Source organism: Gimibacter soli (genome assembly GCF_028463845.1).
GTDB classification, from domain to species: Bacteria; Pseudomonadota; Alphaproteobacteria; order Sphingomonadales; family Kordiimonadaceae; genus Gimibacter; species Gimibacter soli.
In genome coordinates, this window is sequence record NZ_CP116805.1 from 460,946 (window position 1) to 472,641 (window position 11,696).

Below are 11,696 nucleotides of genomic sequence, written 5' to 3' on the forward strand. Positions count from 1 at the left end.
TCTCAGCGGCCGAAAAATTCACGGACCGAGGCAATCGCCGCGGCAAGCCCGAGCCTTTCAGCCACCACGCCTTCAGGCAAGCCTTCCAGAAGCCGGGTCGGCGTGCGGGCATCCAGAATGACGAACACGCCCCGGTCACCGGCCCGCCGGATAAGCCGGCCAAAGCCCTGTGCCAGCTTCATCCGTGTCTGCATATCGTCGTAAGCCGTACCGCCGAAAGCATCACGGCGCGCTTTATGGAGGAGCGTCGGGCGTGGCCACGGCACGCGGTCCAACACCAGAAGGCGCAGGCTTTCCCCCGGCACATCAACGCCGTCGCGCACGGCATCGGTGCCAAGAAGGCAGGCGTGCGGGTCATCGCGGAAGATATCGACAAGGGTAGCTGTGTCGATCGGGTCCACATGCTGGGCATAAAGCGGCAGGCCGGCCTCTTCCATCGGCCCGGCGATCTTATCCCACGTGGCCTTCAGGCGCTTGATCGCAGTGAAAAGGCCAAGGCCGCCACCACCTGAGGCGAGGAAAAGCTCACGGTAAGCCGACGCCACCTGGGCTGCGTCCATGCGGTTCACGTCATTCACCACGATCACGCGGGTCTGAGCCGCATAATCGAAGGGGGAAGGTACGGCAAGCCGACGCGCAGTGACGGGCAGATGCTTGGCGCCCGAGCGCAGGTCAACCCCGGCCCATCCGTCGCCCTCTTTATCCGCCGCGCGGTCGCGGAGGGTCGCTGATGTGACAAGAACACCGTGCGCGGGTGTGAACACCATATCGGCGAGCGGCTTGGTGGGGTCGATGAAATGACGGCGCATGCCAACGTCGCGCTCGCGGCCGTCCACCCGGTCGAGCTCGAACCAGTCGACGAAAATGTCAGGCACCGTACCGCCGAGCGACAGGAGCATTTCCATCCAGCTTTTGACCATTTCAGCGCGGAGCTTGAGGCTGCGGGCCGCGACCTCAAGCCGGCCACGGTCCCCGGTTTCCAGAATGTCGGCATCTTCATCGAGCCGCGCGAGGAGCGAGGCGGCAAGCGCCACCATCGGCCGCGCAAGGCCGGAAAGCGCCTCGGCAAGCTGCCCCGCAGCCGTCAGGAGCGCCGGCGGTGGGGCGGCAACCCCGGCCTCGACCGCCAGGCCGAACTCCACATTGTTCGCCCGCGCCAGCACGACAGCGCGCACTTCCATCAGGAAGGTTTCAAACCGGGTCATGGCGGCAGCCCCCGCCACCCGGCTCGCCCAGCCATCGGACGGCAGCACGCGTGCGGCTTCCAGAACCCCATCCAGAAGCGCCTTGGCGTCGGCATCATCGGCGATCAGTTCCTCGATCCGGTTCCGAAGGCCACGGGCACGGGTTGCGCCCCCCGATTCCTTGCCCCTGATCCAGCGGCGGAGCTCGCCTCCTTCAAGGCCGGTCAGCGCCACCGCAAAGGCGCTGTCGGCGGCATCAAAAAGGTGATGGCCTTCATCGAAGACCAGCCGTTTCGGCAGGTCGGGGTCGCCGTAGCGATTGGCAGCCTGCGCGATGGTCAGGGCATGGTTCGCGACCACCAGATCGGCGTGGCGCGCCTTGCGCCCGGCGCGCTCGATATAGCAGCGCCGGTAATGCTGGCATGCGGCATAAAGGCATTCGCCGCGCCGGTCGGTGAGCCCTGCGATACGGGCCGCGCCAAAGTGGGCGCCAAGCCAGCTCGGGAAATCGCCGCCGATCATGTCGCCGTCGCGGGTGAAGCGCGCCCAGCGCACCACAAGCCCCATCAGCACGCTGTCGCGGTCCGCCCCGCCACCAAGCGGCAAGGCACCCCGCTGCATCACGGCGGTCAGCGTTTCCTCGATATTCAGGAGGCAGGCGTAATTTTCCCGGCCCTTGCGGATCACGGCCTTGCGAGCCTTCCTTGTAGGATCGGGATAAAGCCTTGAAAGTTCCTGATCGAGCTGGCGCTGCAGGTTCTTGGTGAAGGTGGAAAGCCAGACAGGCGCGCCGTTTGTTTCAGCCCAGAGGCTGGCGGGTGCGATGTAACCCAGCGTTTTGCCCGTGCCGGTGCCAGCCTCCAGTATCTGCATGTTCGGCCCGCCTTCCATCTCGCGCGGGCGGAAGCTGTGGGTGGCGGCAGCGGCAAAGCGGCGCTGGCCTTCGCGGGTTTCGGAAGCATTCCCTAAAAGTTCGGCCAGCCGACTTTCTGACGACGCCGGGTCCACTGGGTCATCGCCCGGCGGCGGGGGCGGCCCCATGTCTTCCCATTCAGGCAGCGCTGTCCACACGCGGAGGCCGTCGTCGCGGCTATGGTCGGGGAAACGGCGCACTGCCCCCATCACCATCGGCCCCCAAGCCCAGCCGGCACGCGCCATCATGCCGGCGACCCGTTCGGCCCCGGCCCGATACCGCCAGATCTCGGCGCCCGCCTCGGCAAGCAATCGTTCCGCCACTGCCCGCATGGCCATGCACTGGTCTTCAAGGGTGGCGACAGGCAGATCAAGCGACAGTGCCTTCATCAGCCCGCCAAGCGTCGGCAGGCAGTAGCGTGCCGGACGCACGAAGGCGTAAAGCTCCAGAAGATCGAACGCCTGAAACTCGGAAAGGTTCAGCCGGCGGGCTGCAGCGGGCCGTGAAACAATCAGGTGCGGTTCGCGGACCAGATAGCCGGCGGCTTCATGCGGCCTCAGGGTTTCGATCACGCCGTCCGCATCAAGCCGGCAGCTTTCGCGCACCGAAAGCGCCATCACCGGCAGGCCATCAAGCCCCCTGCCCGCGCCGCCGCTTTCCGCATCGTATCCTGCCATGACCGTCATGCGCCGGACATTAGCGCCAGCCCGGAGGCCGCACCACAGAAAAGCGGCGGCCCCATCCGCATCCTTGACGAAAGGCGCAGAAATGCTTAGCTTCCGCCCACTTTTGAACCCCATCCCCAAAAGGTGCCAACATGACCGATAATGCCGCGCTTGCGCTTGCCTCCAACGCCTGGCCTTTCCAGGAAGCCGAGAAGCTGGTGAAGCGGTACTCGAAACAGGCACCCGAAAAGGGATATGTGCTCTTTGAGACCGGCTATGGCCCCTCGGGCCTGCCGCACATCGGCACCTTTGGCGAGGTTGCCCGCACCACGATGGTGATGCGCGCCTTCCGCGAGCTTTCGGACATCCCGACCCGCCTCATCTGTTTCTCGGATGATATGGACGGCATGCGGAAGATTCCCGAAAACGTGCCGAACCAGGAAATGCTGAGGGAACATCTGCAGAAGCCGCTGACCGCCGTGCCCGATCCCTTCGGCACGCATGGCAGCTTTGGCGAGCACAATAACGCGCGCCTTTGCGCTTTCCTCGATTCCTTCGGCTTCGATTACGTGTTCGCGTCCGCGACTGACTATTACAAATCGGGCAAGTTCGACGGTGTGCTGAAGCTCGCCGCTGAACGCTATGACGACATCATGAAAGTGATGCTGCCGACGCTCGGCGCCGAGCGGCAGGCGACCTATTCGCCCTTCCTGCCGATTTCGCCGAAATCCGGCCGCGTGCTTTATGTGCCCATGAAGAATGTGGACGCAAAAGCCGGTACCATCACGTTTGATGATGAAGACGGCGAAGAGCTGACCGTCTCCGTCACCGGCGGCAATTGCAAACTACAGTGGAAGCCGGACTTTGGCATGCGCTGGGCGGCCCTTGATGTTGATTTCGAGATGTTCGGCAAGGACCACCAGACGAACGCTGTGGTCTATGACCGCATCTGCCAGATTCTGGGCGGCCGCGCGCCCGAGCATTATGTTTACGAGCTGTTCCTTGACGACAAGGGCGAGAAAATCTCCAAGTCCAAAGGCAATGGCATCTCGATCGAGGAATGGCTGACCTATGCCAGCCCCGAAAGCCTCGCCCTTTACATGTACCAGAACCCGCGCAAGGCAAAGCGGCTGTATTTCGACGTGATCCCGAAGGCGGTGGACGAATATTACAGCTTCGTCGAAGCCTTTGGCCGTCAGGACGAGGCCGAGCGTTTCAAGAACCCGGCATGGCATATCCATGGCGGCAATGTTGAGCAGAAGAACCTGCCGGTGAGCTTCGCCCTCCTCCTCAACCTCGTTTCCGCGGCAAATGCCGAAGACAAGGCCACGCTTTGGGGCTTCGTCTCGCGCTATGTGCCGGGTGCCACGGCTGAGGCCTACCCCGAGCTTGACCGCCTGATGGGCTATGCGATCCGCTATTACGATGACTTCGTGAAACCGACGAAGGTCTTCCGTCTGGCAACCGATGCCGAGAAAGCCGCTTTCGACGGCCTCATCGCGCGCCTGAAGGCCCTGCCCGCAACCGAGACGGACGCCGAAGTGATCATGACCGAGGTCTATTCAGCCGGCAAAGACGCGGGCTACGAGAATCTCCGCGACTGGTTCAAGACCTGCTACGAAGTGCTCTTGGGCCAGGAACAAGGCCCGCGCATGGGCGGCTTCATCGCGCTTTACGGGATCGAGGACACGCTTGCCCTCATCGACCGCGCCCTGAAGGGCGAACTCGTCGCCTGAAGCGTTCGCTGATCCAATGAAAAAGGGCGGCCCGATTGGTGCCGCCCTTTTTATCTGTCCTGTCTGGCCGTCGGATCAGGCCTTGGTGTCCACATGCACATCCATGGCACGCGATACGCCAACCATGGCCGGGCGCAGGAGCCGGTCCTTGATCATATAGCCGCCGGCGATCAGCTGCACGACTGAACCCGGTGCATGCTCGGCGGTCGGCACCTCGAACATCGCCTGATGCTGCTGCGGGTCGAACCGGTCGCCCACCGCCGGCGTCACTTCACGGATGCCGTGGCGTTCGAAAATATTGATCAGCTCGCGTTCGGTCATCTGCACGCCTTCGATCACCGGCTTCACGGCTTCATCAAGGCTTTCCGGCAAGCCCGAAAGGGCGCGGCGCAGGTTATCGGAAACATTGAGGAGATCGCGGGCGAAGCTCGTCACGGCATAGGCCGAGGCGTCCGCCTTGTCCTTCTCGGCACGGCGGCGGATATTCTCGCTTTCGGCCATGGTGCGAAGGAGCCGGTCCTTCACTTCATTGAGGTCGGCTTGCAGCTGGTTGATCAGCTCGTCTTCGCTCGGGCCGTCTTCGGCGCCCGTGAGATCGATTGTATCGCTCTCGGACTCGGCGGCGGCGTGGGCTTCGGCGTCAATGCCGATGTCGTTTTCGGGAAGGTCGCTTGCTTTGTCTTCTGCGCTCATGTCTTCACTCAATTGGTTGTATTCGGGGCTGCCGGGCTATCAAAGAAGCCGGCTCACCACCTGTGCCGTGTAATCGACCATCGGGATGATCCGCGCATAGTTCAGCCGCGTGGGGCCAATGACCCCAAGCACCCCGACAATCTGGTTCGCACCGTTCATATAGGGGGAAACGACGACAGATGAACCCGAAAGTGAAAATAAATTGTTCTCGGCCCCAATGAACATCTTCACGCCGCGCCCATCACGGGCCAATTCCAGAAGCCGGATGAGGTCTTGCTTGCGCTCCAGTTCGTCAAACAGAAGCCTGATCCGCTCTAGGTCCGTCGCTTCCTGCACATTATCGAGAAGGTTCGACGTGCCCGAAATGATCAGCGAGGCCGGCAGGTCGTTACCGCCGGACCAGACGGCAAGGCCAGCTTCCACCACGCGGGCGGTGAGGTCATCAAGCTCGGCCCGGCGCGCCTCAAGCTCGGCCCGGATCGATGTCATGGCGCCTTCAAGCGTGCGACCACCGAGGCGCGCATTCAGATAATTGCCGGCGGACACAAGCGTGGAGGCCGGCAGCCCGGCTGGCAGGCTGATGATACGGTTTTCCACGCTGCCGTCTTCCGACACCATCACGACAAGCGCGCGGCCGGGGCCGACGGGCACAAATTCGATATGGCGAACGGAAAGCTCCCGCTTCGGCACCATCACAAGGGCGGCGCAGCGCGACAGGCCGGAGAGCGCCTTGGTGGCCTCCCCCAGTGCTTCCTCGATCGTACGGCCCGAGGAAACACAGCGGCCTTCGATGGAGGCACGCTCTTCCCGCGTCAGGTTGCCGACCTCCATCAGGCCGTCCACAAAAAGGCGCAGGCCGAAATCGGTGGGCACCCGCCCGGCTGAGGTGTGCGGCGCGGCGATCAGGCCAAGGTCTTCAAGATCTGCCATCACATTGCGGATGGTGGCGGGCGATACGGCGATCCCGTCGGCCCGGCTGATGGTGCGCGAGCCGACAGGGTCGCCGGTCTCGAGATAGGTCTCGACGATCTGGCGGAAAATGGCCTTCGAGCGTTCGTTCAGTTCGACAAGCGACATGGCGTTCCATCTGCCTTTCATCTTCCAGTCGGAATGTAGGAACGCGGCGCCCGCGCGTCAATCGCTGCGCCTTTGACCTTGGCGACGTGCTGAGGTAGAAGAGGGGCCATTTTTGAACGGTCCAGAAAAACCGGCCCCAAAGCCGGACAAAGAAAAGGAAGAAACATGCGAGCAAGCGGCCGCGCCACCGACGAGATGCGCCCCATTGAAATGATCCCGGGCTTTGCCAAGCACGCGGAAGGGAGCTGCCTTGTCAAATTTGGCGACACCCATGTGCTCGTGACTGCCACCTTCGAGGAGCGCGGCCCTTCGTGGCTTCGCGACAGCGGCAAGGGCTGGATCACCGCCGAATATGGCATGCTGCCCCGCGCCACCCATGGCCGCGTCGCCCGTGAAGCCGCCAAAGGCAAGCAAACCGGCCGCACGCAGGAAATCCAGCGCCTGATCGGTCGCGCCCTGCGCGCCGTTGTCGACCTCACCCAGCTGAACGAGAAGCAGATCCGCATCGACTGCGACGTGATCCAGGCCGATGGCGGCACCCGCACGGCTTCGATTTCCGGCGCCTATGTCGCCCTTCACCAGTGCTTTGACTGGATGGTCCGCGAAGGCCACCTTGCGGCCCTGCCCTTCACCGACAGCATCGCTGCCGTTTCGTGTGGTATCGTTGATGGCCGCGCCGTGCTTGATCTTGACTATGTCGAAGACAGCAGCGCCCACACCGACGCCAACTTCGTGCTGACCGGCAAGGGCGGCATCGTGGAAATCCAGGGCACGGCAGAGGAAAGCCCCTTCTCGGAGGAGGAATTCCTGCGTCTGTTGCGCCTTGCGCGCATGGGCTGCGACGCCATCGGCCGCGCCCAGAAGGCCGCTATCGAAAAGGCAAAATGAATGGCCCGCAAATTCACCGGCAACAAGATCGTCATCGCCAGCCATAACGAAGGCAAGGTGCGCGAGATCAACGAGCTTCTCGCCCCCTTCGGCGTGGAAGCCATCTCCGCCAAGACGCTTGGCCTGCCCGAGCCCGAGGAAAACGGCGACAGCTTCATCGCGAATGCCGAGATCAAGGCGGTGGCGGCAGCGCTTGTCTCGCAGATCCCGGCGCTTGCTGACGATAGCGGGCTGGAGGTCAATGCCCTTGCTGGTGATCCGGGCATTTTCAGCGCCCGCTGGGCCGGCCCGAAGAAAGATTTCAGTGCCGCCATGGCGCGCGTTATCGAGGAAATGGACGACGATCCGGACCGCGGCGCCAACTTCACCTGTGCACTCTCCCTCGCCTGGCCCGACGGCCATGTGGAAAGCTTCGAAGGCAAGGTGTTTGGCGAGCTTGTCTGGCCGATGCGCGGCGAGAAGGGCTTTGGCTATGATCCCATTTTTGTGGCGAAAGGCGAAAGCCGGACGTTCGCTGAAATGGACCCCGCCGAGAAACATGCGATGAGCCACCGGGCGGATGCCTTCCGCCAGCTGATCGCTGCCTGCTTCCAGAATGTCGCCTGACAAACCTTCGCTGCCGGGCGACAGTGCGCCGCACGCAGCCGGCATCTATGTGCACTGGCCTTTCTGCCTGAAGAAATGCCCTTACTGCGATTTCAACAGCCATGTCCGCGACAGCGTGGATCATGATGACTGGTCGCGCGCGCTGATTGCCGAGATTGACGCCACCGCCGCGCTCTACCCGAACCTCAAGGCCGCCTCGATCTTTTTCGGGGGCGGCACGCCTTCCTTAATGGCGCCTGAGACCGTGGCTGTGGTGATCGAGCGGGTGCGCAGCCATTGGGGCGGTGACGAGATTGAAATCACGCTAGAAGCCAACCCGTCCAGCGTGGAGGCCGGACGCTTCCGTGCCTACCGGGAGGCCGGCGTCAACCGCCTTTCGATGGGCATCCAGTCCTTGCGCGATGATGCCCTGCAGTTCCTCGGGCGGCTTCATAACGCCAGCGAAGCCCTGAGGGCGCTTGAAGTTGCGCGGCACACTTTTGAACGGGTCAGTTTCGATCTCATCTATGCCCGCCCCGGTATGGAGCTGGCCGATTGGCGCACCGAGCTTTCCGAGGCGCTCGCCATGGCGCCGTCGCACCTTTCGCTTTATCAGCTGACCATCGAGGAAGGCACCGCCTTCTGGCACCAGTATCGCCGGGGCGCCTTTGCCCTGCCCGACGAGGAAACGGCAGCAGCCCTTTATGACCTGACGCAGGACATGACGGCAGCGGCAGGCCTCCCCGCCTACGAGACATCAAACCACGCCGCCATGGGCCAGGAATCGCAGCATAATCTGATCTATTGGCGCGGCCTTCCCTATGTGGGGATCGGCCCCGGCGCGCACGGGCGGCTGCCAAACGGGAGCGGCGCGCTCGCCACCGCCAATATCAAGCGCCCGGAAGACTGGTTGAAGGCGGTATCCGACACCGGCTTCGGCCTCACCGAGACTTTCACGGTGGAGCCCCTCGAGCGCGCGACCGAGGCCTTGATGATGGGCCTGCGGCTGATGGAAGGGCTCGATATCGCCGCAATCGAGACCCGTTTCGGTGCGCCGCGAAACGAATGGCTTGATGAGGCGACCCTCGCCTCGCTCGTGTCAGACGGTTTTCTGAAGGCCGACGATGGCCGGGTGACGGTCACCCGTGCCGGTCAACCGGTCCTCAACCACCTTATCGGGAAACTGGCGTTGTAAAGGCCGCAGGCGACGGATCGATCACCTCGAACCCGCGATCGCCAATTTCAAGCACCGCAAGGCCGCGCTCGTTGAGCCCCGTGGGCAGCAAGCGGAAGATGCCATCGACGCCTGCAAAGCCCGTGGGTTCGGTCAGCGCCATTGCCGTGAAGAAATTGCGGCCATCCGCATCATCGCGCATCAGGCTCGCCACCAGCGCCATGCCGTCATAGGCCAGGCTTGCAAGCCGCGGCGCATCCCGGCCATGAAGGGCACGGTAGCGGCGGAAGAAGGCATCTGCCTTCGTGGGGTCGGGGGCCGCGAACCAGCCATGCTTCAGCGGCGGTTCTTTCAAAAGGTCCGGATCGAACCAGAGCCCGGTGCCCAGAAGCTTCACCCTATTGAGGTCGGTCTCATAATAGGCGAAGAGCGGCGCCAGCGTTTTCAGGAGCGCGCCCCCTTCAGGCAGCAGCACGGCATCAAAGTCGGGGTCGCCCAGCACTTCGCGGTCATCGATTTGGCGGGCGATTTCATCGGTCATCTCGTCGCGAAGGCTGCGCAGGAACGAGACTTCATCCTGCCGCGCCTTCCGGCGGGCGTCATAGTCGGTCAGGCGCTTCACGGGATCGGCAAGCGCCGCCGCGTCGGATTCGTAGGATTCAAGCCGGGTGACCTTGGCACCGGCATCGAAGACCGCGTCACCGAAGGCTGTGCGCACCCGCTCGCCGTAGCGGCCATAGGGGATCATCGCGGCGAAACGCTCGCGGCCCTGTGCGGCGGCGTAGCCGATCACCCGGTCCACCTCGGTTTCGGGCAGGAAGCCGAGGATATAGCGGCCGGGGGCCGCCACCGTGCGGTCGTTCGAAAAGCCGATCACCGGCACACGGCGCTGCGCCGCCAGCTCGCCCGCTGCCGCCACATTGCGCGACAGGAGCGGCCCAAGGATGATCGAGGCCTTGTGGGTATCAAGTGCGAGGGTTGCCGCCGCCCGCGCGCCTTCCTCCGTGCCTTTGGTGTCTAGCGGCACAAGGGTGATGCGGGGGTCGTAGGCATCGTAGAAAGCCATGGTGGCAGCATCAAGGAGCGCGTTGCCGACATCGGCTTCAGCGCCCGTCAGCGGCAGGAGAAGCGCGACCGTAACCGATACCTGTGCCTGCCCGGCCGGCGCCGGCGTGGGTTCGATCTTTTTCGGCTCGGTACGTGTTACCGGTGCGCGCGGTTCGCTCACGGTTGGTGCCGGTTGTTCGCGCTCACCGCCGCCGCATGCCGCCAGCAGGAAGACGGCTGCCAGCGCCGCGAACCTCATACCCGATTGAAAGCTTCTTGCCACCCGCCTGTCCCCTGGTGTTTGTTAGGCGCACAGATAAACATCCTGCCCCATGGCCCGGCCTGACACATAGCATCCGGCGCGGGCGCAGGTAAAGATAGCGGGCGCCTCGCCCGACCGCCACTCAGGAAAGCAAGTGAATGTGCCCGGAAGATGACATGGACGAGCCGTTGGCCGCAGAAGACCCGTTTGCCGATGCGCCGGGCAAGGGCGGGCCGCTCGCACCCGGGCTTTATGTCGTGGCCACCCCCATCGGCAACCTGGGCGATATGACGGACCGGGCGAAGGCCGTGCTGGCGCAAGTGGACCTGATCGCCTGCGAGGACACGCGGGTGACCCAGAAGCTGCTGTCCTATCTGATGATCCGGAAGCCCATGCTGCCCTATCACGAGCATAACGGCCCCGCCATGCGGCCGAAGCTTCTGGAAAAGCTGGCCGGCGGCGCGCGGATCGCGCTTGTGTCGGATGCCGGCACGCCGCTCATTTCCGACCCCGGTTTCAAGCTTGTGGATGCCGTGTGCGAGGCTGGCCACAAGGTTACGCCCATCCCAGGCCCTTCGGCGGCTATCACCGCCCTTTCGGTGGCCGGCCTGCCGACCGACCGTTTCCTGTTCATGGGCTTCCCGCCGCCGAAATCTTCCGCCCGGCGCGACTGGTTCGAAGCCGAGAAGGCAACCCGCGCCAGCCTTGTTTTCTATGAAAGCGCCCGCCGCCTGCCGGAAACCCTGCGGGACGCCGCCGATGTGCTCGGGGCCCGCCCGGCAGCCGTCGCCCGCGAGCTGACCAAGAAGTTTGAAGAAGTGCGGCGGGACGACTTGATAAGTCTCGCCAACCACTATGAAGCCGCCGGTGCCCCGAAGGGGGAAATCGTTGTGGTGATTGGTGCGGCTGAAGAAAAAGCCCCGGCAGGCACCGCCATCGATGCCGACAAGGCCCTGAAGCTGGCGCTGGAGCATATGAGCACCAAATCCGCCGCGCGCTTCGTGGCTGATCTCTTGGGCCTGAAGCGCAAGGACCTTTATGAACGCGCCCTCGAAATCGGTGGCAAGCATGGCGGCGAGGACTGACCGCCGCGACATCGAGAAAGCCGGGCGGCGCGCCGAGATGCTCGCGGGCCTCCTGTTGCGCCTCAAGGGATACCGCGTCCTCACCCGTCGCTTTCGCTCCCGCCGGGGCGAGGTCGACCTGATCGCGTGTCGGCGCGGGTTACTGGTCGCCGTAGAGGTGAAACAACGGCAAAGCGAAGCGGCAGCGCGCGAGGCGATCACCGCCCGCCAGCGCCAGCGTATCGCCGGCGGGATCGAGGACTGGAGCGCCCGCACCGGCCACACGGGCCCTGTACGCTTCGACGCCATCCTCATCCTGCCCCGCCGTCTGCCCATCCATATCAAGGACGCATGGCGGCTGACATGAGAAATTCTGACAACAGCGTGACTGGCACCCTGCGCCCCTTG

The 11,696-nt window shown here is 63.8% G+C and carries 10 protein-coding genes; 6 read left to right on the plus strand and 4 right to left on the minus strand.

Annotated features, from left to right (window positions below):
• Positions 1 to 2: 2 nt before the first annotated feature.
• Complete coding sequence (locus PH603_RS02190) at positions 3 to 2,774, minus strand: ATP-dependent DNA helicase (RefSeq protein ID WP_289504285.1); 2,772 nt, start codon at positions 2,772 to 2,774, stop codon at positions 3 to 5.
• Between the two features lie 140 nt (positions 2,775 to 2,914).
• Between PH603_RS02190 and PH603_RS02195 the strand changes: the two genes are divergently transcribed.
• Positions 2,915 to 4,498 (plus strand): lysine--tRNA ligase, encoded by a 1,584-nt coding sequence (locus PH603_RS02195; RefSeq protein ID WP_289504286.1) that lies wholly within the window; start codon positions 2,915 to 2,917, stop codon positions 4,496 to 4,498.
• A gap of 75 nt (positions 4,499 to 4,573) precedes the next feature.
• On the opposite strand, the gene grpE is transcribed toward PH603_RS02195, so the two are convergent.
• A complete protein-coding gene (gene grpE / locus PH603_RS02200; protein ID WP_289504287.1) occupies positions 4,574 to 5,191 on the minus strand; it encodes a nucleotide exchange factor GrpE in 618 nt (205 codons plus the stop codon).
• Between the two features lie 39 nt (positions 5,192 to 5,230).
• Positions 5,231 to 6,289, minus strand: a complete 1,059-nt coding sequence (gene hrcA, locus PH603_RS02205; protein ID WP_289504288.1) for a heat-inducible transcriptional repressor HrcA — start codon at positions 6,287 to 6,289, stop codon at positions 5,231 to 5,233.
• Positions 6,290 to 6,433: 144 nt separating this feature from the next.
• On the opposite strand from hrcA, the gene rph reads away from it, so the two are divergent.
• From rph to hemW, 3 genes are read left to right on the plus strand one after another with little or no spacing between them, the layout of a single operon-like run.
• The gene (gene rph, locus PH603_RS02210; protein WP_289504289.1) at positions 6,434 to 7,156 is read left to right on the plus strand and encodes a ribonuclease PH; all 723 of its coding nucleotides are present in this window, start codon (positions 6,434 to 6,436) and stop codon (positions 7,154 to 7,156) included.
• The gene (rdgB, locus tag PH603_RS02215) at positions 7,157 to 7,762 is read left to right on the plus strand and encodes an RdgB/HAM1 family non-canonical purine NTP pyrophosphatase (protein ID WP_289504290.1); all 606 of its coding nucleotides are present in this window, start codon (positions 7,157 to 7,159) and stop codon (positions 7,760 to 7,762) included.
• Positions 7,752 to 8,936: a radical SAM family heme chaperone HemW gene (hemW, locus tag PH603_RS02220; protein ID WP_289504291.1), complete on the plus strand. Its 1,185-nt coding sequence runs from the start codon at positions 7,752 to 7,754 to the stop codon at positions 8,934 to 8,936. Before rdgB ends, hemW begins: the two co-directional genes overlap by 11 nt.
• Here hemW and PH603_RS02225 read toward each other — a convergent pair.
• Entirely contained in the window at positions 8,914 to 10,221 is a 1,308-nt protein-coding gene (locus tag PH603_RS02225) for a penicillin-binding protein activator (protein ID WP_289504292.1), read from the minus strand. The two genes, hemW and PH603_RS02225, sit on opposite strands and share 23 nt — an antisense overlap.
• A gap of 179 nt (positions 10,222 to 10,400) precedes the next feature.
• On the opposite strand from PH603_RS02225, the gene rsmI reads away from it, so the two are divergent.
• Entirely contained in the window at positions 10,401 to 11,309 is a 909-nt protein-coding gene (gene rsmI / locus PH603_RS02230; RefSeq protein ID WP_289504293.1) for a 16S rRNA (cytidine(1402)-2'-O)-methyltransferase, read from the plus strand.
• Positions 11,293 to 11,655, plus strand: a complete 363-nt coding sequence (locus PH603_RS02235) for a YraN family protein (RefSeq protein ID WP_289504294.1) — start codon at positions 11,293 to 11,295, stop codon at positions 11,653 to 11,655. Before rsmI ends, PH603_RS02235 begins: the two co-directional genes overlap by 17 nt.
• Positions 11,656 to 11,696: the final 41 nt, after the last annotated feature.